Annotated in this window: 25 protein-coding genes; 10 read left to right on the forward strand and 15 right to left on the reverse strand. The window is 62.3% G+C overall.

Annotated elements, in window-relative coordinates:
- Positions 1–44 precede the first annotated feature (44 nt).
- The 3 genes from EKH55_RS24615 to EKH55_RS24625 all read left to right on the forward strand — a co-directional run bounded on the left by EKH55_RS24615 (position 45) and on the right by EKH55_RS24625 (position 5,070).
- A complete protein-coding gene (locus EKH55_RS24615) occupies positions 45–2,345 on the forward strand; it encodes an AGE family epimerase/isomerase (RefSeq protein WP_151613533.1) in 2,301 nt (766 codons plus the stop codon).
- Positions 2,346–2,819: 474 nt separating this feature from the next.
- The gene (locus EKH55_RS24620) at positions 2,820–3,017 is read left to right on the forward strand and encodes a hypothetical protein (RefSeq protein ID WP_069456401.1); all 198 of its coding nucleotides are present in this window, start codon (positions 2,820–2,822) and stop codon (positions 3,015–3,017) included.
- Positions 3,007–5,070, forward strand: coding sequence for a recombinase family protein (locus EKH55_RS24625; protein ID WP_069456400.1), 2,064 nt, complete (start codon positions 3,007–3,009; stop codon positions 5,068–5,070). The genes EKH55_RS24620 and EKH55_RS24625 overlap by 11 nt, the downstream gene beginning before the upstream one ends.
- A gap of 112 nt (positions 5,071–5,182) precedes the next feature.
- Here EKH55_RS24625 and EKH55_RS24630 read toward each other — a convergent pair whose 3' ends face one another.
- Positions 5,183–5,383 (reverse strand): hypothetical protein, encoded by a 201-nt coding sequence (locus EKH55_RS24630; RefSeq protein ID WP_246231870.1) that lies wholly within the window; start codon positions 5,381–5,383, stop codon positions 5,183–5,185.
- A gap of 180 nt (positions 5,384–5,563) precedes the next feature.
- On the opposite strand from EKH55_RS24630, the gene EKH55_RS24635 reads away from it, so the two are divergent.
- Both EKH55_RS24635 and EKH55_RS24640 read left to right on the forward strand, forming a co-directional pair.
- Positions 5,564–5,875 (forward strand): hypothetical protein, encoded by a 312-nt coding sequence (locus EKH55_RS24635; RefSeq protein ID WP_151613534.1) that lies wholly within the window; start codon positions 5,564–5,566, stop codon positions 5,873–5,875.
- Between the two features lie 114 nt (positions 5,876–5,989).
- Positions 5,990–6,745 carry a PRC-barrel domain containing protein gene (locus EKH55_RS24640; protein WP_151613535.1) on the forward strand — a complete coding sequence of 252 codons (756 nt, stop codon included), beginning with the start codon at positions 5,990–5,992 and terminating at the stop codon, positions 6,743–6,745.
- 117 nt (positions 6,746–6,862) lie between these two features.
- On the opposite strand, the gene EKH55_RS24645 is transcribed toward EKH55_RS24640, so the two are convergent.
- From EKH55_RS24645 to EKH55_RS24670, 6 genes are all read right to left on the reverse strand, one after another.
- Entirely contained in the window at positions 6,863–7,930 is a 1,068-nt protein-coding gene (locus EKH55_RS24645) for an AI-2E family transporter (RefSeq protein WP_151613536.1), read from the reverse strand.
- Positions 7,931–8,029: 99 nt separating this feature from the next.
- Complete coding sequence (locus EKH55_RS24650) at positions 8,030–10,279, reverse strand: xanthine dehydrogenase family protein molybdopterin-binding subunit (protein ID WP_151613537.1); 2,250 nt, start codon at positions 10,277–10,279, stop codon at positions 8,030–8,032.
- Positions 10,276–10,767 (reverse strand): (2Fe-2S)-binding protein, encoded by a 492-nt coding sequence (locus EKH55_RS24655; protein ID WP_151613538.1) that lies wholly within the window; start codon positions 10,765–10,767, stop codon positions 10,276–10,278. Before EKH55_RS24655 ends, EKH55_RS24650 begins: the two co-directional genes overlap by 4 nt.
- A 4-nt stretch (positions 10,768–10,771) precedes the next feature.
- A complete protein-coding gene (locus tag EKH55_RS24660; RefSeq protein ID WP_151613539.1) occupies positions 10,772–12,067 on the reverse strand; it encodes a cytochrome c in 1,296 nt (431 codons plus the stop codon).
- Between the two features lie 489 nt (positions 12,068–12,556).
- Entirely contained in the window at positions 12,557–12,712 is a 156-nt protein-coding gene (locus EKH55_RS24665) for a DUF3309 family protein (RefSeq protein ID WP_069457517.1), read from the reverse strand.
- Positions 12,713–12,954: 242 nt separating this feature from the next.
- A complete protein-coding gene (locus tag EKH55_RS24670) occupies positions 12,955–13,128 on the reverse strand; it encodes a DUF1328 domain-containing protein (protein WP_069457518.1) in 174 nt (57 codons plus the stop codon).
- Positions 13,129–13,316: 188 nt separating this feature from the next.
- Here EKH55_RS24670 and EKH55_RS24675 point away from each other — a divergent pair, with 188 nt between their 5' ends.
- From EKH55_RS24675 to EKH55_RS24685, 3 genes are all read left to right on the forward strand, one after another.
- Positions 13,317–13,811: a YciE/YciF ferroxidase family protein gene (locus tag EKH55_RS24675; RefSeq protein WP_069457519.1), complete on the forward strand. Its 495-nt coding sequence runs from the start codon at positions 13,317–13,319 to the stop codon at positions 13,809–13,811.
- Between the two features lie 215 nt (positions 13,812–14,026).
- On the forward strand, positions 14,027–14,290 hold the full coding sequence (locus EKH55_RS24680) for a hypothetical protein (RefSeq protein ID WP_069457520.1): 264 nt from the start codon (positions 14,027–14,029) through the stop codon (positions 14,288–14,290).
- A 3-nt stretch (positions 14,291–14,293) separates the two neighbouring features.
- Positions 14,294–14,845, forward strand: a complete 552-nt coding sequence (locus EKH55_RS24685) for a DUF1003 domain-containing protein (protein ID WP_151613540.1) — start codon at positions 14,294–14,296, stop codon at positions 14,843–14,845.
- Between the two features lie 36 nt (positions 14,846–14,881).
- On the opposite strand, the gene EKH55_RS24690 is transcribed toward EKH55_RS24685, so the two are convergent.
- Genes EKH55_RS24690 through EKH55_RS24715 form a run of 6 tightly spaced genes read right to left on the reverse strand, consistent with a single transcriptional unit; the run spans position 14,882 to position 21,554 of the window.
- Positions 14,882–15,262, reverse strand: a complete 381-nt coding sequence (locus EKH55_RS24690; RefSeq protein ID WP_151613541.1) for a hypothetical protein — start codon at positions 15,260–15,262, stop codon at positions 14,882–14,884.
- Positions 15,263–15,269: 7 nt separating this feature from the next.
- Entirely contained in the window at positions 15,270–17,792 is a 2,523-nt protein-coding gene (gene ctaD, locus EKH55_RS24695; protein ID WP_151613944.1) for a cytochrome c oxidase subunit I, read from the reverse strand.
- Positions 17,792–18,862, reverse strand: coding sequence for a sodium:calcium antiporter (locus tag EKH55_RS24700; protein WP_151613542.1), 1,071 nt, complete (start codon positions 18,860–18,862; stop codon positions 17,792–17,794). The genes ctaD and EKH55_RS24700 overlap by 1 nt, the downstream gene beginning before the upstream one ends.
- A gap of 6 nt (positions 18,863–18,868) precedes the next feature.
- Positions 18,869–19,855, reverse strand: coding sequence for a cytochrome c oxidase subunit II (locus EKH55_RS24705; RefSeq protein ID WP_151613543.1), 987 nt, complete (start codon positions 19,853–19,855; stop codon positions 18,869–18,871).
- Positions 19,852–20,982 carry a c-type cytochrome gene (locus EKH55_RS24710; RefSeq protein WP_151613544.1) on the reverse strand — a complete coding sequence of 377 codons (1,131 nt, stop codon included), beginning with the start codon at positions 20,980–20,982 and terminating at the stop codon, positions 19,852–19,854. The genes EKH55_RS24705 and EKH55_RS24710 overlap by 4 nt, the downstream gene beginning before the upstream one ends.
- The gene (locus tag EKH55_RS24715) at positions 20,973–21,554 is read right to left on the reverse strand and encodes a cytochrome c oxidase assembly protein (RefSeq protein WP_151613545.1); all 582 of its coding nucleotides are present in this window, start codon (positions 21,552–21,554) and stop codon (positions 20,973–20,975) included. Before EKH55_RS24715 ends, EKH55_RS24710 begins: the two co-directional genes overlap by 10 nt.
- Positions 21,555–21,741: 187 nt before the next feature.
- Between EKH55_RS24715 and EKH55_RS24720 the strand changes: the two genes are divergently transcribed.
- The gene (locus tag EKH55_RS24720; protein WP_151613546.1) at positions 21,742–21,987 is read left to right on the forward strand and encodes a universal stress protein; all 246 of its coding nucleotides are present in this window, start codon (positions 21,742–21,744) and stop codon (positions 21,985–21,987) included.
- Here EKH55_RS24720 and EKH55_RS24725 read toward each other — a convergent pair.
- On the reverse strand, positions 21,984–22,871 hold the full coding sequence (locus EKH55_RS24725) for a universal stress protein (RefSeq protein ID WP_151613945.1): 888 nt from the start codon (positions 22,869–22,871) through the stop codon (positions 21,984–21,986). The two genes, EKH55_RS24720 and EKH55_RS24725, sit on opposite strands and share 4 nt — an antisense overlap.
- A 127-nt stretch (positions 22,872–22,998) precedes the next feature.
- Entirely contained in the window at positions 22,999–23,163 is a 165-nt protein-coding gene (locus tag EKH55_RS29520; protein ID WP_192803816.1) for a hypothetical protein, read from the reverse strand.
- A gap of 388 nt (positions 23,164–23,551) precedes the next feature.
- Between EKH55_RS29520 and EKH55_RS24730 the strand changes: the two genes are divergently transcribed.
- Positions 23,552–23,827: a hypothetical protein gene (locus EKH55_RS24730; protein WP_151613547.1), complete on the forward strand. Its 276-nt coding sequence runs from the start codon at positions 23,552–23,554 to the stop codon at positions 23,825–23,827.
- The last annotated feature ends 44 nt before the right edge of the window (positions 23,828–23,871 follow it).

Genomic DNA, 23,871 nt, shown 5'->3' on the forward strand with positions numbered 1-23,871 from the left:
CGTGGTTCGGCCCAGGCCGGCAGCAAAGCGAAGGAGACGGGTAAATGGCGGAACGGATCTCCTGTTTCGTGATGAGCGGTGGCGTCGGCTCGCGGCTTTGGCCGCTGTCGCGCGAGGATAATCCGAAGCAATTCCATGATCTGGCCGGACACGGTTCGATGCTGGTCAGCACTGTCCAGCGCCTGAAGGCCCGGCCAGAGGGCGAAACGCCAATCCACCTGATCGCCTCCGAACGCCATGCCGAGCGGGTGCGGGCGGACATGGCTGGCATAGATCTCGCGGGCGGCCGGGCGATCTTCGAGCCGGTCGGCCGCAATACGGCGGCGGCAGTGGCGGTGGCGACCATCGAAACGATCGCAACCTACGGCGACGGTCTCGTCCTGGTTGTTCCCTCTGACCACGAGATCGCGACCGAAAAGCAGTTTTGGGAAACCGTGGAAAAGGGCACGTCGGCTGCAAACGCCGGTAGGCTCGTCGTCTTCGGAATCACGCCCAGCCAGCCGGAGACCGGCTACGGCTATATCGAGGCGAGAGGGGAGGGTGATGTCCGCGATGTCGCGCGCTTCGTCGAAAAGCCGGACCTCGAGACCGCAAAAGCCTATGTGGAGTCTGGAACCTTCTTCTGGAACGCGGGCATTTTCCTGTTCCGCGCCGGCGCCATGCGCGCAGCGTTCCGTAGCCACCGGCCCGAAATCTGGGAAGCGGCTGTGCGTGCCTTCGCGGCGGCGGCGAGAGAAGTTTCGGGTACATATCTGCCGCACGGGCTCTATTCTGCAATTCCTTCGGTCTCGATCGACTATGCGATCATGGAGAACGCCAGCGGCATCGCGATGGTGCCGGCCGGCTTCCGCTGGAGCGATCTCGGCTCCTGGCAATCCCTCCTCGACGTCAGCCCGACGGACGCGAATGGCAATGTGGCGGTTGGCGATGTGGTGGCCATCGATTGCGAGCACGCTTACCTGCGCAGCCAGGGACGCCTGCTTTCGGTGATCGGACTTAGGGACATTGCGATCGTGGCAACGGCCGACGCGACGTTCGTGGCACCGGTGGCGAAGAGCCAGGAGGTCAAGCGGATCGTCGAGCAGTTGGAAAAGTGCGGTCGCCTGGAGACCAAGTTCACACCAGCGCATGACCGGGTAATGCTGCCGGGCGCCTGGCGGCAGCGTGTCGCGCATTGGCTGTTGGAGGAGACGCTGCCGCTCTGGTCGACCATGGGCGTCGACGAGCGCCATGGCGGCTTCCATGAGGCATTGAGCTTCGAGGCTGCGCCTTTGACGAAGCCAAAACGCATGCGCACCATGGCCCGACAGGTCTATGCCTTTTCCGTGGCGAAATTGCGCGGCTGGGATGGAGACGCGGACCGGCTGATTGCCCACGGCCTCGCATTCATGGGCAAAGGGCGCACCGAAAGCGGAGGTTGGGCTCGGGTGCTTCATGTCGACGGCGCCATCGCCGACGCTTGCGAAGATGCCTATGACCACGCCTGCGTACTCCTGGCGCTGGCGCATGCTCATCAGGCAGGCAATCCGGACGCGCTGCGGCTCGGCCAGGAGACCTTGGCCTTTCTCGATGCGCATCTGGAGGATGAGCGCCTCACCGGTTTTCTGGAAACTTCCGACGGCACCGAACTGCGCCGGACCAACCCTCATATGCATCTGCTCGAGGCTTTCCTGGCCTGGTACACGGCCACCGGCGAGCGCGGCTACTTGCGCCGGGCCGCACGTATCATCGACCTGTTCCGCAGCCACTTCTTCGATGCCGAAAGCTGGACCATCGGCGAATATTTCGACAACGCCTGGAAGCCGGCGGCAGGCGAGCAGGGACAATGGACGGAGCCGGGCCATCATTTCGAATGGGCGTCGCTACTGGTCGAGTTTGCCGGCAAGAGCGGCCAGGCGGATCTGATCGCTTTCGCCAGAAAGCTCTACGCCTCCGCGATTGCCAACGGGCTCAACCGCTCGACGGGGTTGGCCTATGGTGCCGTGTCGCGCTCCGGCCTGCCGCTCGATCTCGGCTCACGGAGTTGGCCGCAGGCTGAGGCGGTAAAGGCCGCTGTTGCCCTCGACGGCACCGGGGGACCGGACCTCAAGCCAGAGATCGAGGCTCGTGTCGGCCACCTGTTCCGCTGGCATATCGATCCAGCGCCGCTCGGCATGTGGATCGACCGCATCGACGAAAAGGGCAGAAGCGTCGCAACCGAAGTCCCGGCCTCCATCTTCTATCACCTCGTCACCGCGCTCATGCAATATCTCGACAAGACGGAAGGAGCGGCCACCGTTTACCAGTTGCCGGCATCCGATGGAAAATCCACTTCGGAGGCGTCCTTTATCAAGGCATCGGCGTGACTTGCGTCGTTTGAAGGCACTGGCGCCGCTTCGCCAACAGGGCGCCACTGATGCGCGAGAAGGAAAATCGCCCGGCTTCGGAGGACACGTGGCCGGGCGATTTTTCAATTCTTCAGGTAAGACATTGTCTTACAACGAAACAACGGAACACCCACGGGACGGAAGTTCGCGAGCTGTTATATCCGTGGCATCCCTGGTTTGGGCGGCCCGTTCATATTCATGAGGTGCTCGCGAAGGGAACCGCTGTTTTCCGTTGCAGCCTTTCCGGCGCTTCCTCTGGCAGATCTCTGGAAGTACCAGCATGGATGTTCGATCGGTCTCTGAGTGCGAATTGGCGCACCATGCCGTTTGCGCATGTTGAACTTGCCTGCCTGCAATCTTTGGCCGGGTTGCTTGAAGAGGCAGGCGGCCCATCACAATCGGCCAAGATGAGCGCAGCATCGGTCTCTCACGAAGCGAGTCGGAGAGATGTCCATGCCACGCCAGTTCATGACATATCAGTTCGATCTGTTCTCGGGTCTACACAGCGGGAGGACAGCGGCGATGCCGCAATGGCAGGAGTTGCCGGAAGGGACGCGCCAGGCCCTGACGGCGCTCATGGTGCGCCTGCTCATCGACCACGCAAACGGCGGACGCGCCTCTCAACGGAAGGAGGCCGGTCATGATGCATGAGAAGATCGGGCCACACCATCTGGAGCGCAAGGCCATCCTGTACGTCCGACAGTCGTCTGTTTCTCAGGTTCTGCACAATCGCGAAAGCAGCGCTCTTCAATACGCCATGCGCGACCGGCTGACAGCACTTGGGTGGTCGCGCATTGAGACGGTGGATGACGATCTTGGTCGTTCGGCGGCCGGAGGCGTGACCCGTGCCGGTTTCGACCGAATGGTCGCCGAGGTCTGCCTCGGCAAGGTGGGCGCTGTGGCCGCACGAGAGGTGTCGCGATTTGCCCGCAACAGCCGCGATTGGCAGCAGCTCATCGAGATGTGCCGCGTCGTTGATACCGTTCTGATCGACCAGGAAGCGGTTTACGCCCCACGCCAGGGCAATGACCGGCTGCTCTTGGGCCTGAAGGGCAGCCTCAACGAGTATGAGCTCGATCTCTTGCGTCAGCGTTCCCTTTCCGCCCGCTACGAGAAGGCCCGCCGCGGAGAGCTTGTCGTCACGGTCCCGGTCGGCTTTTTGAAGGTTGGCGACAGGATCGAGAAAGATCCCGATCGGCGCATCCAGGAAGCCATTGCACTCGTCTTCAACAAGGTCGCCGAACTCGGCAGTGCACGACAGGCGCTGCTGTGGTTCCTCGAACATGGGTTGGATCTGCCGGTCAGGCGCGCCAATGGTGATGCCATCTGGCGCAGACCCAACTATGCGACCATCCACCGGATGATTGCGAACCCGATCTACGGCGGCGCTTATGCTTATGGTAAGAGTCGTTCCGTGCCGGGATACGGTGGCCGATCTGGAATTCGTCGCAAGGCGCGTGATGAATGGCTGGCCTTGATCCCGGATGCGCACGAAGGTTACGTCAGTTGGGAACGGGCGGAGGCGATCCGCAAGATGGTCAGCGACAATGTACCGGCCAGCCGCCATCATGGAGCGCCCAAGCATGGCGACGCTCTGCTTGCCGGTCTTTTCCGCTGCAAAAGATGCGGCCGGAAGCTGACGGTCCGATACACAGGGGCCAACCATAACATCCCGCGCTACTCCTGCTGGCGAGGGCTGCTCGACAATGGCGAGCCACGTTGCATCGCTTTCGGCGGCCTGCGGGTCGATGACGCGATCGAAGAGGCGCTGCTCGGGGTGGTCGAACCGGGAGCCATCGCGGCCGCCGTCGAAGCAGAGCGCAATAGGGCCAGCCAACGCGACCAGGTCCAGGACGCCCTCCTACGCGATCTTGAGGCAGCACGCTACGCCGCCGACCGGGCATTCCGGCAATACGACGCGGCTGATCCTGAGAACCGGCTGGTGACGTCGGAGCTTGAGGCGCGCTGGAACAAGGCGCTCACGCGCGTCAGCGAGATGGAGAGTAAGATCGCCAGCCACCAAGCCGCGACGCCACAATCAACGCCTATGTCGACATTGGAGATGGCAGCGCTTGCGGGGAGCCTTCGCACCGTCTGGGCAGCGCCAGCGACCGATGCAAGGCTCAAGAAACGCATCGTGCGCACGGTTATTCATGAAGTGATCGCCGATCTCGACGATATGACCTCGGAGATCGTCCTCGTCATCCATTGGGTTGGCGGGATCCACACGGAACTGCGCTTGCCGAAGCGGCATCGCGGGCAACGAAACGCCACGCCCGACGACATCATTGAGGCGGTGCGGCAACTCGTCCTCATCGCCAACGACGATGTGATTGCCGGGGTCCTCAACCGCAATGGATTGATGACCGGCAATGGCAATCGCTGGACCCGCGAGCGGGTCACCGCACTGCGGTCATACCGCAAGATTCCGGTCTTTCGCCCGCAGTCAGACGGGATCGAGCCCTGGCTTAATCTGGGCGATGCGGCGCGGTTGCTCGGGGTCGCGCCAAAGACGTTGAGGCTAGCCGCAGAGGCCGGCGAGATCGAAGGCGTTCATCCCTTGCCGGACGGTCCGTGGATCTTCAGCCGGTCAAAACTCGCCACTTCGCGAGCGCAACAAATCGTTCATCGCGCCCGACAGAACCCTAGATACCCCACGGGATCGCCTCCAGATCAGGAAAATCTATTCCCTTCAACAACATAGAAAGATGGGCGTTATGAAACAGGATTGTAGAACTCGACCCAATCATCCACGATCAAGCTGCCATCGAAAGCAGCAAGGTCCGAGACCTTCTACGGCGGAACGCGGTAGTCGATCACGGATTCCACCGAATCTGCGGAGCCGGGAAATCGTGGTCAAAGAACACCCGAGTCGCGACGACCCGCTTCCACGGCCCAGGCTGGTGCCAAACGAGTTGGGTCTCCGTCGCCTCGTCCGGTTCTCCATAACGATCGATCACCAACTGGGCAGCCTCGCGGGATAGCTGCGGCCAACCCTCGACGTACTGGGATGTCATGATTATCTCCTTCGCGGCGACCGCTCTCGCAGTCTGGTTGTCCTGATCTCCCGGAACCGGCGTCGTGACTTCCAACCGACGCCAGACCGTTCTGTTCCTTCACTCCGAGAGATCGCCACGGCCAGGGACCGGAACTATTGGCAACCAAGTTCGTTAGCGCTTTGAGAATGGGAGTGGACCATGCCGCGCCAGGGAAAAACGCAACAGCACCAGCCGGACCTCACCAAATCGACAGGGACCGAAACCAGGCGTGAGCGCCAGAAGGCGCGCCCCAACAGCGAGGAACTGACCGAGCCGAAAGAGGTGTGGAAGGAATCCGAAGCAACCCCGCAGCCAATCCCGAAACCCAAATCGGAGATCGGTAGAAAGCGCGTCGCGGACGCGGGCGACCTCCAAGACGGGGAGCCCTCGCCCTACGAGACCGAGGTGCAAGCCGATCGCGTCGCAAAGCAGACGGACCGGAATCGCCCCACGACGACAAAGAGGCGCTAGCGCATCGACCCGAAAATCGAAACCGGTTTCCGGAAAGTTCGATGCGCCGATTCAAAATGCGACTCTTGAGCGCCTGAAGCGGTGCACGGCGCCAGAACATCGAGGAGCAAGACAATGCTATGGAGCGCATCCGACATGAAGGGCTGTGGCATCGATGCCACCGACGGCTCGATCGGTACCATCGGCGATCTTCTATTCAACGACCAGAACTGGACCGTTCGCTGGTTCGTCGTCGAGACGGGCTTGGTGTTCACCGGGCGAAAGGTGCTCTTGCCGCCATCGGCGATTCTATCGTCAGACTCCATTGGACGGCTTCTGTCCGTCAACGTGACGAAGCAACAGGTCAAGGACAGTCCTGAGATCGATGTCGATGCACCCGTCTCGCGCCAGCAGGAAAGCAGCGTCTACGATCACTATGGCTGGCACCCCTATTGGGGGCCTCACACCTATTTTGCGCCCGGCGCCAGGGCTCCGGTCGTGCCGGCGCCGACTCCCGAATACGAGGAAGAACAGGCGGCCGATGTGCGAGGAGAGGGCGATCCGCATCTGCGATCCGCGAACGAAGTCACCGGCTATTACGTCAACGCAACGGATGGCGACATCGGTCATGTGGAGGACCTGGTCGTCGACACCGATGCCTGGGCGATCCGTTACATCGCCGTGGATACGGTGAATTGGTGGCCTGGCAAGAAGGTGTTGATTTCGCCGGCGTCCTTGACCGACGTGATCTGGGCCACCCAGACCGTGGACATCAACCTTACGCGCGACCAGATACGCAATGCGCCGGAGTATCTCCCGGGTGAATCGATCGATCGCGCCTATGAAACGCGCTACCACGACTACTACGGCTATCCCTATTATTGGAAATGACCCGGTCGCGAGCAGGCGCTGCCGCAGTACGCGTACCTCCGCGGTGATCGCTGCGGATGGGCGGTAGTCGGAAATTCACGGCAACTGCTTTTGTATCGGAAGCCTGTGCCGGCAAATTTAACTTCCCGCCGACCTTTCAAGCTCCGCTTGCTCAGATGGTGCCTCGGCGCGAGAACGGTCGTCGTCCTCGCGTAACCAAAGCGTCTTCACCAGGACCACCGACAAAACGGTCAGCGGGGCGGCAAGAACCACCCCCATCGGGCCAAGGACGATTCCGAAGGCGACGATCGCGAAAATGGCCAGAGCAGGCGCGAGATCGACGGCCTTGCGCTGGATCAGTGGGGCAAGCAGCAGGCCCTCTGCCTGCTGGATAGCGAAGTAGAGCGCGAACACGAGCAGCGCCTTGGTCGGCCCCTCTACCAGCCCGAGTGCAACCGCCGGTACTGCGCTGAGGACCGGACCGACATACGGCACGAATTCGAGCACCCCGGCCAGGAATCCGAGAGCCACCGCCGAGGGAATACCGAGAGCCAGCAGCCCCAGCGTCGTTGCGAGGCCCACCGCGGCCATGGCGAGGAACTGCCCGAGCAACCATACCCGGAGAGCGTCCTCGGCCGAAGCGATGGTCTTGCCGGCCCTGTTTCGCCACCTACCCGGTAGCAGCTTGAGAAAGCCTTCACGATAGCTCCTGGGCCGGGCGGCGAGATATATCGCCCCGGCCACGACCAAAAGCGTCTCGACCAGGGACGAATAAATGACAGTCGAAAGCCCCGATATACCGCTCAATAGGCTGAAGTTCCGAAAAACGCCGCGCGCTTGCTGCTCGAGCCATTCCAGCGGGTCTTCAAGACCAAGCCAGTTGCCGGCCGAAACGGCCAACTCCGGAGCGCGCTCTGCTAACTGCGTTATTTCGCCGCCGATCTGAGAGCCGAGAAGGAAGCTGAAACCCGCGATGGCCGCAACGATCACGGCCGCGGAGACGAACAGAGACAGGTTCCAGCCGGTCCCGAGCCAGGTCCTGATGAATTGCGAGAAGGCGCTGAGCGCGATGGCCAGCAGGACAGCGGCGAAGACAAGCATGAGGAAATGCCGCAGTTCCCAAATCAGCAGACCGCCAACGACCAGTGCTGCCCCGACGAGGACGGGCCGGACCGAAAAATCCGTAGGTCTTGGGTTCGCTGACATCCGGATCACCTGCTTCGCTCGTGTCGCCATACTTGGTCGAATCGAAATCTCTCTCCGATGTTCCGGATTTGCGGAACCGCGAGGCAGACGGATTGCCGTTCAGGCCTGCGTAGCGGCACGCACGCGCTCGGGCTGGAGCGGCAGGTCTCGGATTCGGACACCGATCGCGTCCGCCACGGCATTGGCGATCGCTGCTGCTGCGGGCCCCTGGGAGGCCTCGCCGGTGCCGAGAAAAGGCTCGCCCGGCCGGTCGATGACATGGACTTCCACCGTCTCCGGCACCGACGGGAAACGCATGATCGGATAGCCTGCCCAGTCGGCCGATCGGACTCCTTCCGAATTGAAAAGCACCTGCTCGAAAAGCGTCCAGCTCGCCGACTGCACGAGCCCGCCTTCGATCTGGTTGCGAATGCCGTCCGGATTGACCACCTGGCCGCTGTCGCAGGCGGCAACCGCCCGGCCAAGCCTGATGTGCCCGGTTGCGCGATCCACTTCCACGTCGATGGCAACGGCGCAATAGGCGGCGAGATTCTTGTAGCGGGCGTAGGCAAGGCCGCGCCCGCGCCCGGGTCTCCGCTCCCAACCATCCCAATCGAACGCCTGTACGGCCGTCGTCACGACTTCGCGCGCCCGCGGATCCTCGAGCCGGGCAAGCCGGAACTCCACCGGATCCACCGCGGCGGCAAGCGCCAGTTCGTCCATGAAGCTCTCCAGCGCGAAGACGTTCATATAGGCCCCGAGGGAGCGCAGGGCCGATGTGCGCAGCGGCATCTCGCTGATGAAGTGTTCGACCACGCGCGCGTTCGGAATTCTATAGGGTGGAATCGCATTTCGGTCGGCTCCGCCGGCCGGTTGCGGGATGTTGGTGGGCGCTTCCGGCTCGAAGGCGTTGGATATGAGCTGGGCCGGCAAAAGGTTGCCTGCCGGGCCCGGCCTCGTGGTATGCGGATTGCTCCAGACTTCGTAGTTCCAGCTCGATATGTCGCCTGTCGCAGAAACGGAGCCATTCGCACGCACGATCATGGCCGAGCCATAGGGTTCCCATTGATGCTCGTGATCACGCATCCATTGGATGCGGACCGGGCGATCGGGCACGGCGCGTGCCAGCAGGGCCGCATCGGCTGCCGCATCGTCCGCGCCATTATGACCGTAGCAACCCGCGCCCTCCATATGGATAAGCCGCACGGCTGCCTCCTCCATGCCGACCATCTCGGCGATCGCCGCACGATCCGGGTAGACGCCTTGGGTATGGCTCCAGATGGTGAGCTGACCATTCTGGAAGAGCCCCACCGCACAGGACGGGCCTATCGATCCGTGCATCTGGTAGGGCCGTGTATAAGTAGCCTCAACGAGCTTCGCGCCGTCAGGCGGCGGCACGGCGGTTTCCGGTCCGCTGATCACGCTGCTCTCCGCCGGCAACTGCATCAGATGATCATAGATGTCGCTTTCGGAGGGCAACGAGGCGCCACCTTCCCACTGCGCGGCCGTTTGAAGCGCCTGCATCGCCTTAATCGCCTGGAACTCTCCTTCCGCGATTACGCCGAGATAGTTGCCGTCCCGCACCACCCTGATCACGCCCGGCATGTCGTCTATCTGCGACGTATCGAGGTCGGCAAGACGCATGCCGCGTCTCGGCGGACGCACGATGCGGGCATGCACCATGCCCTCAAGTCTCAGGTCGTGCACATAGGACGGCTCGCCGGTGACTTTGCCCGGAATATCGACGCGCGGCACCGGCTGCCCCATAATCGTGTAATTCCCCGGTTCGAAGAAGCCGGTCTGATCGTTCACCGTCACATGAAGCGACTGCCCGCTGACCAGTTGCCCGTAGCTTCGCCTTTCGCCGGAACTGCTGACGACAGCACCGTCCTCAACCTCGAGATCGCCGGCCGCGACACCCATCTCCTCGGCCGCCAGACCGATCATCATCCGGCGCAGATGTGCTGCGGCATGCAAAATAGCGGTGCCGCTATGTTGCATGGATTGGCTGCCGGCCGTGTAGCCTTCGTCGGGCGTTTGCGCCGTATCGGCGGTGAGGAGCCTGATATGCGAAAAGTCGACCTTGAGCTGTTCCGCCGCGATCTGGCTGAGGGCTGTGCGGATGCCCTGACCGAGTTCGGCCTTGCCGGTGAAGACCGTGATGCTTTCGTCGTTGTCGATGCGTATCCAGGAATCGAGGAAAGGAAAATCGGAAAGGCTTCCTGGAAGCTTGGCGGGCGAGGGAGCAGCGGTCGGCGCGCCTTCCTGGGCCGTGAGCCGGCCGGGCGAAATCGAGAAATAGAGGACCAGCGCACCGCCGCCCTTGAGAAGCGAGCGGCGCGACAGTTCCAGGTGATCAAGGGCGGTCATTGGCCAGGCTCCCCTGCGGAGGATGTTTGTTGCTGAAAGCTTTCGCTCGCCCGGTGCACGGCGCGCAGGATCCGCATATGCGTTCCGCAGCGGCAGAGAGAGGGCTCGAGGGCCGCGCGGATGGTCGTTTCGTCGGGCGCGGAATTCTCCAAGAGAAGGGCATGCGCCCGCATGATCATGCCGGGAATGCAGTAGCCACATTGCGCGGCCTGTTCGTCGATGAAAGCCTTTTGCACCGGGCCGGGGCTGTCGATAGAGCCGAGGCCTTCGAGCGTCGTGACCTCCCGCCCGGCAAGCACGGCGATGGGCGTCAGGCAAGAAAAGATGGGGTGGCCGTCGGCGAGCACCGTGCAGGAGCCGCACTGGCCCAGCCCGCAGCCGAACTTCGCACCGTTAAGTTCCATCTCGTTTCGCAGAACGTAAAGGAGTGGCGTCTCCGGCGCGCTGTCGGTATCGAACGTGCTGCCGTTCACATTAAGCGTGATCATTCTCTCACTCCGCTTCGGCTGTTTGTTCCCCCGCACGTGACCCGAACCGCATTCTCCTGGCGACGACGTCGTCGACGTCCGTCCAGGGCTCGAGCCCGGTGAACCGCCCGCGCAGATAGGTGGCGAGCGCCACCATCTGGTCGTCTGTCAAGGCGCCGGCAAATCCCGGCATATGGCGGCCCGGCCGACCTTCGGGTGGCTTGACGCCGTCCTCTATGATCCGGACCGAATTCAAGGGCGTGGGTATGCGGATCGACGTGCTATGGGCCAAAGGCAAACCGGCGGCGAAAGGCGAGGGGCTCGCTTCGTGGCAGATCGCGCAAGCGCCGGCATAGATCAACGCGCCGATATCCTCGCCATCACGCGGTTCGCCGACGGCGCCGGTGATCTCGGCATCGGTCTCGGCTTCGTCGCCCTCCATGAGCAACGCGATGTAGGCTGAGATCGCTGCGACGTCCTCGTCGGGAACGCGCGAGAGATTGTGAGCGACAGGCGCCATTGCGCCGAGAGCGACGCCGTGCTCTTCAACCCACCGGCCCGCTAGGTAGTCGGCCAGTTGCGCCTCGTTCCACTTTACCGCTGCCGGAACGTCGCCTGCGATTGCGGGCGCATACCAGTTTTCGGTGACCTCGCCCCGCAGGAACTCGTCCGCTTTTTCGGCCTGAAGAGCGTTGCGCGGGGTGTGGCATCCGCCGCAATGTCCCAGCCCCTGCACCAGATATGCGCCCCGGTTCACCTTCTCGTCCGCATCGGGCAGACCGGCAAAGCGTTCATTGTCCAGATAAAGAAGCTTCCAGCCGGCCAGCAGCGGGCGGAGGTTGAACGGAAATCTCAGCTCGTTTTCAAGCGGCTGGTTGCGCACCGGTTCGCGGGACATGAGATAGGCATAGAGGGCATCGACGTCCTCCGGCATCACCTTGGTAAAATGATGATACGGAAAGGCGGGGTAGAGGTGCCGCCCTTCTCTGTCGAGCCCCTCATGCATCGCGCGGCGGAAGGCTTCGTGTGACCAGGTGCCTATGCCGGTCTCCGGGTCCGGCGTGATGTTCGTCGAATAGATGGTGCCGAGTGGGGTGGGGATCGGCCGGCCGCCTGCATAGGCTCCGCCTCGCTCGGCCGTATGGCATTCCGCGCAGTTTCCAATCAGCGCCAGGCGCTCGCCATGTGCAACCGTGGCGCGGTCGAAGCTCTGCGGATCTGGACGATCGACGGCGTCGAGCGCACGCGGGCTCACGGCATAGGCGACGGCCGCCGCCGCAAGCACGATCAGCGCGATGGCGAGGCCGTAGAGAACCTTCACCGGTGCTCCTTCCTCAAGAAGATTTCAGTGAAACCCAACCTGTGGCACCCCAAATGGTTCCATTTGTCGGGAGCGTCGAGCAGTCTCCGGATGTAAAATGGCGGCGCCTGGATTTCAGGCACCGCCAATGAGCAAAAGGGGGACTAGATTTGTCGCTCCCGCTACCGGGAGCGATGCAATATCCAATTCGCGATCTGGCAATTTGTTCCATGCCTTTGTCGAAAGCGGACGCTGCTGGGCGAGGCGGGAATCTCCTTCGTGACGCAACCGCGCACTGCTTCCTTTCTACCGCCGGAAATGGCGAACTCGGCGCAGAATTCGAGCGGCAATTCCCGCCGCCGCGCTATTCGGATGGGCCACCGCGCAGATCGCCGACTGCAACTCTGGAGCGCATCGTTACTGCCATTTGCCCAGGGCCAGCTCCAAATGCTGACGGGCTCGCCCGCGGTCGTCTCCATTGGCCGTTAGAGTGGTCTCCTCGAGACGCCTCTAGATCCGTCCCATCAGGACAAGGATTAGGAGCACGACGACCAGCAGTCCGAGGAAGCCCGAAGGGCCATAGCCCCAACCCGAAGAGTAGGGCCATGTTGGGACCGCTGCGATGAGTAACACGATCAGGATGATCAGGAGTATGGTGCCTAGCATGCTGCGCTCTCCTTAGCCAAAAGATCGTTTACGCTTGGGTTTGGGCGTCGAAAGGCGGCTCTTTGAGAATTTCGATCGAGCCGGGGCCCAAGCCTCGATAAGATTTGCACTCCTAACCCGAAAGGCGCCCAGATGTTCCGCCGCCACTCGCAAACCTCTGATGATGTTCCTGCCGGTCACTGATGCTATGCCGCTTGCCGGTCTGGGCTACCCCCGATCTGAGAGTGCCAATTCCCAGGGATTCAGAGCACGATTCCGCCGGCCATGATCGCGAGGACGAGAAAGATAAGGAATATGGCCACGGCGATGAAGAACAGGATCTTGGCAATTCCGGCGGTTGCAGCCGAAACGCCGGAGAAGCCGAGGAAGCCCGCAACCAGCGAAATCACAAAGAAGATCAAGGCCCATTTCAACATTGCTGCACCTATGGTGGAAGGAGTGATCCGGGGGAAGATAGGGCATCAATCCGGCACGACCACTTTCGTTTTACGGCGGCTACCCGCGGTCATGCAGATCGCCGGAGAAAGATGCAATCGCTGCCATTCTGACGGAACCAATTTCATGGGACGGCGTTAGACGGGCTCGTCACGAAGGAGGGTAAGCCATGCCAGAAAAAACACTTGAGAACCTGTTCCACGAGACGCTCAGGGACATCTATTATGCCGAGCGACAGATCCTGAAGGCGCTGCCGAAGATGGCCAGGGCAGCGAAATCCCAGAACTGCAAAGAGGCGTTCGAAAAGCACAAGGAAGAGACCGAGACGCATGTCGAGCGGCTTCAGAAGGTGTTCGAGATCATCGGCAAGCGGGCCCAGGGTAAGACATGTGAAGCGATGGACGGCCTTATTGCCGAAGGCGAGGACGTAGCCGAGGAGTTCAAGGGATCGCCCGCCGTGGATGCGGGGCTGATTGCCGCCGCGCAAGCGGTTGAGCATTACGAGATCGCCCGCTATGGCACGCTGAAGACCTGGGCACAGCAGCTTGGCCTCAAGGAAGCGGTGTCGCTCCTCGACGCCACCCTCCAAGAAGAGGGTGAAACGGACAAGAAGCTCACTAAGCTTGCCGTAGAAGCGGCGAACCAGAAGGCGAAAGCGGCCTGAACGGAGGGCCGCGCGCTCTCAAAAACGCCGGTGACCTACGCACGAGAACGGCGCACCGAATTTGCGCCTTCCCTCGGTACCGGTCACCGGCTCCTGCTGCGGGCCAAACTGATCGCCAGCGTATCATTCCCAGAGAGATGTGCTTCCATGGAACATGGTGATGTTCTGCGTGGTTGTGATGATCAATCCGGCGAAGCAGCGAAGAGGAAGGTCTCATGAGTGAAGCCACCGCAACTGACAAGCATGAGGAAATCAGACGCTGGGTCGAGGAACGCAATGGTCGCCCGGCGAGAGTGAAGGCCACTTCGAACGGCGGCCTGCTCCGCATTGATTTCGGTGAGCCGGAGGAATCCCTCGAGCCGATTTCCTGGGAAGAATTTTTTCGTGTCTTCGATGAAAACAGACTGCTGTTCCTGCACCAGGACAAGACCGCGGATGGCAGTCTCAGCCGCTTCAACAAATTCATCGACCGCCGGTGAGGAATGCAAGACCCGCACGAGGCAACTTATCGGACCGCACCGCCTGCACAGGCCACGCCGCGGCTCGATCGCAACATTCGTGCGGTGCTGAAACAGCGCGAGGATGATGAACGGAGCAAAACGGCGCAGGAACAGATTTCGCAGCGCATCACGAACTTCGCGGGCTCTCTGAACTTTGTCTGCCTGCACGTGCTCGCCTTCGGGGCTTGGATCATCGCGAATCTCGGGCTGGTGCCCAAAGTGCCTGTTTTCGATCCCACCTTCGCCATGCTCGCCATGATCGCCTCCGTGGAAGCCATCTTCGTCACCACTTTTGTGCTGATCTCCCAGAACCGCATGGCCCGGGATGATGCCAGGCGGGCGGATCTGAACCTGCAGATATCCCTGCTTGCGGAGCAGGAGGCGACACGGCTCCTGGCACTCGTTTCCACCATCGCCGAGCGCCTGGACGTAAAGACGGACGCCGATGCCACCCTTGACGAACTTGCAACGGAGATCACGCCTGAGCAGGTGCTTCACAGGCTGGACGAGCGCGAAGCAGAACCGCGCGAATAGAGACGGGCGGCGAATTGCTCGCCTCACCTTGGCCCGTCACCTCAACAGTCCGCACACGTCGATCTGGAAGACCGATGCGCCGCTCCAGACGACCCCCATGAGCGACAGCAAGCTCAACAGTCGTTCAACGCGGACCGAAAAGGTGCGGTTGTGCGGCTCCGGCATCTCGTAGCGCAGCATATGGGCAAGGCGGCCGGGGAAGAAGAGGCTGAAACATAGCAACAGAATGGCCCCGAGCGTCGCCAGAATCACCGACGCCTGGATCAGAACCGATGGGGCCATTGCGCTGTTTCCGACGGCGCAGGCTGCCGACTGAACGCCATAGACGAGAAGGAGGTGTGTCGCCCACAGAATTGGTCCGGCCAGCAGGAAGAGGATTGCGCTGGCGATTGGTGCTTCCTTTCCAGGCTCGATCATCGCCAACCTACCCGATCAGCCGCGGGAAACCGTGCACGAGCCCAAGCCCGAGCAGCGACTGCGCCACGGCGTAGTGATACAACAGCATGTAGTTGTCGAATGTCACGCGGCGCACGCCGTCGAGCTTGCCTGTGAGGTATCGCGCGAGCGTATACAACCCCAGTATTGCAAGCGCGAAGGCAAGCTGGCCGAAGAGCACCACGCCGAGATAGACCATGGCGCCGTAGGCGTTGTCGCCGGGGCTGAGGCCGGTCATCAGATGGCCTGAAAGTTCGAGCGCAAGCGCGCCGATCAGAGAGGCGAGCGATAGCAGCAGAGCCGCCGTCATGGCGAATGGTGACGTGGCGAGTTTCCCGAGTCTGCGGCTGATGATCCAGATGAGGGCCGAACCGGAGAGCAACAGCGTCGCGGTTGAAGCCGGCCAGAGGCCGGGCGGCGGCGCCGGAGATCCGGCCGGCGCCCAGACTTCGGGCGACACGAGCCAGAGAAACAGATAGGAGAAGACGTAGGCGAAGTAGAGGGAGCCGGCAACGATCATCAGTACCACCATCGCCCACCAGGAATGCGAGGCCGGACCGGTCATGTAGGTGGGCAGGCGAACGCCCTTGGCTATGTCGATCGTGCCCTTGGATGGACCGGGATCAAGGCCCCAGGTCCAGATGAGCACGAAGGCTATGGCAAGCACGCCGCAGACTGCGGCGACGGTCACGATCTTGACCGTCAGCAGCAGGAAGAAGGCCGCCGTAAAGACCGCTGCGAGGAAAGGCGGCCAGCCGGGACCCGGCATCTGGATGATGTATTGCGGTCGGGCGTGGATCGGCGAGGTGACAATGGTTTCTCGCCCGCCCGTTGGGGCGTTGGGAAGATAGTGATGGCCGTCCCGCACCTCCCGGGGAAGGGTCGGCCTGTCCCACAGCGGTTCGCGGCTGGTGATGTGCGGAATGCTGCGGGTGGAATAGACGTCGTTCGGCAGCCATTCGAGCGTGCCCGCTCCCCATGGATTCTCGACCTCGGCATTGCCGGCTCGGAACTTCGCGACGAGGTCGACCAGGAACACCAGCACGCCGGCGCCGAGCACGAAGGCCCCGACGGTGGAAATGGTGTTCAGCAGGTTCCAGCCCATGTCGCCGGGGTAGGTCCAGACGCGCCGGGGCATGCCTTTGAGCCCCGTCAGGTGCATTGGCAGGAACGCCACGTTGAAGCCGATGAACATCAGCCAGAAAACCCAGCGGCCGAGCCGCTCCGAAAGCGGGCGCCTGCTGAAGAGTGGTATCCAGTAGTAGAACGCCGCAAACAGCGGGAACACGAAGCCACCGATCAGCACGTAGTGGAAATGCGCGACGACGAAATAGGTATCGTGCACCTGATAGTCGAAGGGCACCATGGCCACCATCACGCCGGTGAGACCGCCGAGCGTGAAGATGAAGAGGAATCCCAGGATGAACAGCGACGGGGTCGTCATGCGAAATCGTTCTCGCCCGGCGGCGATGGTGGCGATCCAGGCGAAGACCTGAATGCCGGACGGTACGGCGACGGCCATGCTGGCGGCCGAAAAGAAGGCAAGGCTGAGTGCCGGTATGCCCGTCGTGAACATGTGGTGCACCCAAAGCCCGAAGCTGAAAAAGCCGGTCGCGATCAGCGCCACCACGATCAGGTGGTAGCCGACGAGCGGCGTACGGGCCATGGTCGGCACGATCATAGAGACGAGACCTGCGGCCGGCAGGAAGATGATGTAGACCTCCGGATGGCCGAAGAACCAGAAGAGATGCTGCCAGAGCAGCGGATCGCCTCCGAGTGCGGCCGTGAAGAACGGCCAGCCGAACGCCCTCTCTATTTCGAGCATCATCGTCGCCAGGATGACCGCGGGAAAAGCGAACATGATCATGCTGGCGAAGATCAACATGGTCCAGGCGAAGATCGGCATCTGTGCGAGCGACATGCCCGGAGGGCGGGTCCGGAGCGTCCCGACGACGATCTCGATCGCGCCGGCGATGGCCGAGATCTCGATGAAACCGATGCCAAGCAGCCAGAAGTCGGCATTATCGCCCGGTGAAAACTCCATCAGCGTCAGCGGCGGATACATGAACCAGCCGCCCTTGGGCGAAAGATCGTAGAAAATCGTCGAGAAGAAGACCAGCCCGCCAACCACATAGGCCCAGATGGCGAAGGCGCTGAGTCGGGGAAAAGGCAGGTCGCGGGCGGCGAGCATCTGCGGCAGCAGCATGACCCCAAGCGCCTCGACGGCCGGCACCGCGAAGAGGAACATCATCGTCGTGCCGTGAACGGTGAACATCTGATTATAGAGGTCCTGATCGATCAGGCGACTGTCGCCGACGGCCAGCTGCGCCCGCATGATGAGCGCCAGCACGCCCGCCATCAGGAAAAAGAGAAAGGCGACGCCGATATAGAGCAGCCCGATCACCGTATTGTTGACGGCGGTGACCAGTCGCCATCCCCGTGGCGTCGCCCAGATGCGTTCCAGTTCTCTGACCTCGCCTTCGGGGCGCGGATCGGGATTGGGCAGTTCCATCATCCACCTCCTCCACCAGCGTCGCGCAGGAAGTAGAGTATGACCAGTCCGGAAAGGTATACCGTCAGGACGGCGAAGGCATCGTAGCCCATCTTGAAAATTGTCCGGTCTCGCCGCTCGACCAAGCCGATGAGAAAGGTCGCCGTGACGGTGATGGCGATCAGCGCCGCAAAGGTCTCGAAGCGGCCGACGCTGTTCATGACCGCATCGGCCCCTCCGGTAAGATCGATGAGGAATAGAAAGAAAATGTCGAACAGATTCGTGCCGAAAATATCCGACATCGCCATGGTGTAGAGCCCGGCCCGCGCAGCGGCGAACACCGTGCTCGCTTCCGGAAGAGAGGTTGCGATCGCGACGAGTACAGCCCCGACGAAGCTCTGGCCGAGGCCGGTTTCCTCAGCGATCGCCTCCGCCGTGCGCGACAGCAGATAACCAGCGGCAATGATGACGGCTCCTGTGGCGGCCGCGGCCCAGCCAGCCGCGCTGAGGGACTCATCACTCTCTTTCGCCTCCTCGCGCGCTTTTGATTGTTCGCGCTCCTGCGTCACATCTTCGTCATTGGCGACCCACGCCTTGCGGTGCTGTGCACGCGAGAGGGCCCACAGGCCGAGGCCGGTAACAGCGGCCAAGAGCCACATCCAAAGACCGGTGAAGAGCACCGGCACGTCACCGACCACGATCGAGGCAGCGACGATCGACAAAAGCAGAATCTTGAAACAGCCCTGGAGCATCACGACCGGATCGGGGACGACGGAGGTCAGCGCCCGTTTGCCGATCAGCATGTCGGCAAGCGCAAGGATCGCCACCTGCATCGCGATGCCGCCGAGCATGCTGTTGACCGCGAGGCTCGCGTTTCCGGCCAGCGACGAACTCACCGCCACCGCCAGCTCCGGCAGGGAGGTGATCCCGCCGAGAAGCACGACGCCGACGAATGCCTGTCCGACGCCTGTCCTGACGCTGATGATGTTGGCGTAACGCGTGATGCGGACGCCCGCCATCCAGACAGTCGCAGCCGCTCCGGCGAAAATCGCGAGGTTCAGCCACAGTCCGAGGGCTGTGAAATCAAGCATCGGTCGTCACCTCAACTGATCCAGATAGAGTGCAAGCTGATCGAGCTCGCTCTCGGTGAAAATTTCGAAGGAAGGCATGAGGTTTTCGGGCTTCACATGTTGACTGTCCCGGATCCAACGGGCGAAGGCTGCCGGGTCGTTTTCGAGGGTGGCCGCGGCGAGCGAGTGCCTGCTGCCGACATGCGTCAGATCTGGGCCGATCGTCCCCTGCGCCACGGACCCCCGTACCCTGTGGCATGCGACGCAGCCGGAAGACTGGAACAGCGCCTGTCCGGTCACCGCCTCGGCGCTGGTGGGCGGCAGAGCATCGGCAGCTTCGCGCTCGAGCCAGGCGGCGAACTCGACTTCCGGTAACGCGACGACGAAAAATGCCATGAGGGCATGCGGGCCGCCGCAATACTCGGCGCACTGCCCACGACTGATCCCGGTCTCCGTCACATGAAGCGTCATCCGGTTGGTGCGGCCCGGAATCATGTCGAGCTTGCCGGCAAGTTTCGGCACCCAGAAGCTGTGGATCACGTCCGCCGACGTAAGTTCGATCTCCACCTGCCGTCCAACGGGCAGCCGGATTTCGTTGGCGCTCTCGATCCGTCGACCGTCTTCGTCGATATAAGTCACCCGCCACCACCAGCGCTCTCCCACGACTTCGACGCGCAGCCGGCCGTCCGTGTCCATAGCCGGCGCGTTCGATCCCATCAGGTAGAAGCCGTAGCTCAACAGAACACTGAGGGAGAGAAACGGAAAGATAATGCCGCCTCCGATCACCAGCCGTTCTCCGGATAATCGAGCACGCAGGGCATCGCCGCCAAACAATGCCGCAGCCGCGATCGCACAGACCCCCACCAGCACGGCGGCAGAGAACAGTATCAGCACCCAGCCGAGGACATTGATCCGCTCCGCCTCGGTACCAGCCGGTTCGAGGGCCGACTGAACGCCGGCGCAGCCATGCAAAGCGAGGAGAGCAAGCGGCGTGATCGATCTGACGGGGTTCATTGATGCGCCTCCGCCATTGGGCTTGGAGACGCCAACCCATGAGGTTGCGAGGCAAGATAGGCGGCAACATCTTCGATCTGTGCCGGCTCGAGGGCCCCGGCGACGACGGCCATGATCCGCCCATAGGCCGATCCCCTGCGTCCGCCCTGCCGCCAGAGGTGCAATTGTGTCTTGATATAGTCAGCATGTTGGCCGGCGATCAATGGGAATTGGGACGACTGCCGCCCCGCGTGACAACTCATGCATGCGGGTACCTGCTGCTCAGGAATGCCGCGAAGCGCGATGGATTGGCCGCGCCGAAGCTGCTCCACGTCCGGTGCGGCCCGCTCCGCCTCCGCGGCCGGGCGCAGGGCCGAGTAGTAGGACGCCAGCCTCTGTCGTTCTCGCTCGTCCAGGAGATCGGCTACGGGTTCCATTGCGCCGCTCGGACGCATCTGCTCGGCATATTCCCGAAGGCTGCGCAACAGATAGGCTTCGGTTTGCCCCGCAAGCCGCGGCACGCGGTCGCCGTTCGTACCGTTGCTCCCACTTTCATGGCAGCGCGCACATTGTGTCAGCGCTCTCCCGCTCGCCAGCTGTCCACGCGTATCACCAACACCGCCGCGGGTGAGGCCGGAAAGCTCTCTATAGTCGTCTGTCGCATCTGGAAGGCGGGCGAGGAACGCCGTCACGGCCCAGACTTCGTCGTCTCGTTGCGAGCTCGGCCAGGCGGGCATGCCGGTATATTTCATTCCATGTTTGACGATCCAGAAAATTTCCTCGGGAGGGCGTCGCTCACCGATGGTCCTCAGATCAGGAGGCGGAGGCAGCATCCCTCTGACGATCGGATCTATTTCTTCGCCCGGCCGGCTGTGGCAGGGTGCGCAGCCGCCCTCATAATGGCTGGCGCCGAGGCGAACCATGCCTTCGTCGTCGAGCGGCGGCACCTCGACCGGATAGCTGCGGACGGTGATCGAACGTTCGCGGATCACTTCGAAGAGCCACGTTGTGATTCGCAGGTGATCCCGCGAGGCCGCGACATTGTAGACACCGGACAGGACGACGACCGCACCCGCGGCAATCACGCCGGCACCCGCCAGGGCGAGTACCTTTGCAATCGTCGTCCAGTGCAGTTCCTTCAGGTCCACGCTTCTCCACCCGCACTTGACCGGTCAATTTCCTCGGTTTCCATGGCGAACAGCCATCGTGCGCCAAGGACGACCCCGCCGAGAACGTAAGTTGCCGGGCAGGCAGTCAGCATGAGCAATCCCGCAAGCTGCTGATCGGCCAGAACAGCCTCAGGAGTGGGGGCACCGGTGCCGGGATCACCGGCTATGCCGGTAAAGAGCACTCTCGGCGCGAACAGGAAGAGCACACCCAGCACGCAATAAAGCTTGCTGGTCACGAGCAGCGAGAGGATCGGTTTCCAGCTTTGATTTCCGCGGAAACGAAGGACCACCCACCAGAACAGAAAGGCGGTGAGAAGAAGGCTCCCGTACATGAGCAGGTGAAGCGGAGCGGAGGCGAGGGCGCGCGTGAGCAAAGGCGGTGCGTGCCACAGCCAAAGGCTGAGGAGTTGCGCTGCCGTCGCGAAGGCCAGCGCGCCGCCTGCGGGTTCTCGTCCTTGCTGCCAGAAAGCGCACGCGCTCATGGCCGCGAGCGGGGCGAGGACGTTCATAAGCAGGATATGCACGACCATATGGCTCGCCAGCGGTTCCATTGCGTCCACCTCTCCTTTGGAACGGCGCGCTATACGTTCGCGATTTGCCAGTCGACTGGCGGCCTGATGCGTCCCTCGCGGCCGCGCCGTTACAGCATTTTTCCTAACGGGTCTGAACGCCTATGGTTCCCGTGGAGGTGAGGATCCGGCGGAACGACGCTTGCCGTTTGCGAAGGAGGGGGGTGAGATGTCCGACAAAACCCTGATCGCCAACGATGGCTCGGAAGGTGCTGCAAGGGCCCTCGACGTGGCGATCAAGCTCGCGCATCGCCTGTGGGCGAAGCTGCACATGATCTCGGTCGAGGAACTGACGGGCGCGCCTAGCACGATCGACGAGGTGGTGGAGGAGGAGCGCGAAGAGCAGCAGCGCTACGCACAGGTGATCGCCCACGCGCAGTTCAAGGCGTGTGACACTTTTCCGGAACCCGCTTAATGCTTCATCATCAAGGGAAGCGCCGCATACGACAGCAGGTAACGGGTGACGCGGCCGAGAAGCAGTTCGAGAAAGTATCCATGCTTGAATGCCCCGATCAGCAGGCAGGTCGCGTTGGCTGAACCGGCGAAGTCGAGGATGGCTTCCCCGACAGAGCGGTTTTCCGAACTGATCGCCACGACGCCGCCCTTGAGGCCAAGCTGGGCGAGAAGTTCGCTTGCCGTGTGCTGGTACCTACCGTCGGGTTTGTCGTTGACGCAGAGGACCGTGACGCGCTCGGCCGCTGCCAGCCAGCGCCTTGCCGCCACGACGGCATCGCGCGCATGGGCATGCGGCTTCCAGCCGATCACGACATGTCTCAGGAGATGGCCGGAATATCCGGCCGCCGGCGGCACGAGCACCAGGTTGCCTTCGTTGAAAAGAATGTCATGGAAAGCGTCGCGCGCGTCCATGTTTCCATGGGTCGGGGCGACGACCAGCGCTGTGTCGTGGCATAGGCTCGTCACACAGCGAACGAGATCGCCGCGGCAGTCGTCCAGCAGGATCTCTTCGCGATCTGTTCTGGCCCGTTTCCATTCCTCGAACGATTGCTCGACGTGCTCGAGACGCTCGTGCGGGGACCCTTCCTCGAGCTCACGCAGCATCTGCAGGTCGATCTCCTCCGGCGCGGCGATCATCGCTTCGGGATCGGCTCCGACATGGGCGGCGGCCATGCGGCCACCGATGGCCCGTGCAGCGTCTTCGGCGATGTCCAGACAGGCGCGGGCGCTCGCCGGATCGGGCAGCAATGCAAGCACATCCGCATGAATGGCCGCGGCGTAGCCCTCTTCGGCCGAGACCGGCGCTGCCGGCCGCTCTCTCCTCTCGCCATTCGCTGACGCCATGTTCACCGGGACCTCCTTCCGCGATGCTCCCACATCGCTCCTGGCCCACTCCCGGACGACTTGTCACAGGAATGCCAATATTACCGCCGCATAGGGTCGCCAGCAACGGCGCAGGAATTGTCGCGATTTAGACGGGGCGGTCGAGGTTCTCGCCGAAGCTCGTGCGCAGCGGCTCGGCCTCGATCAGCTTGAAGGTCCGCGTCCCGTCCTGCCGCCCTTCGGCGCGCAGGAACGCGACGTCCCGCCGGGCTTCCTCAGCGAAGCCGTTGGCGAATTCGTAGGCTGCCGACAATCTTCGTCCGAAACGCGTATGAGCGAGTGCTCCGCGGCGCTGTTGCGGCTATCGGGGGTCAAGTCTGTCCTGGAATTGCCCATTTCACATACTCCTGCTCTTCATCAAACAGCAGTCATTTGCCGGGCGGCTCTTATGCGGTGAACTCCACCACCGTGCCGATATTCAGAGTTATGCCCTCAGACAGCAAGGTCAAGCGATGGCACCAAACGCGTGGAGATCAGCTCGTTGATGGCCGAGGTGGTTAGGCACGAAAGTTCAAGCTTTGTTCGCGCTTAGAGTACGAATTCGAGCGGTTCTTGTTCTGCCCCTCGGATCGACGGAACAATCGCCTGAGCCCGCGATTACTCCTCTCGTTCACGAGATCGTCGGAGATGGAGGGTAAACAATGGTGGAGTCACATATCATTTCTGCGCCCAGGCATACTTCCGGTTATCCCGGTCGACAGGCGGACTGCCTCGCCGCGCTGCGGCCCGCCGTCGCGGATCTGGCGGCAAGCTCTCAGGACAGCGTCGTCGCCGCCATGGGCGGAGAGATGACCGGTGAGTTGCTGACGCTCGCCCACGAAGCTCAAGGGGCAGGTTGGAGCTTCGACGAGGCTCGCGAAGCCATCGAGAAACTTGCGCGCGAGTACGAGGGTGCCAAGGGGACGATCTTCGACTGAGCGGAAGCGAGCGTCGATCTCGCTCGAGCCGGTCGACCGTCAAC

Source organism: Sinorhizobium alkalisoli, from assembly GCF_008932245.1.
GTDB classification, from domain to species: Bacteria; Pseudomonadota; Alphaproteobacteria; order Rhizobiales; family Rhizobiaceae; genus Sinorhizobium; species Sinorhizobium alkalisoli.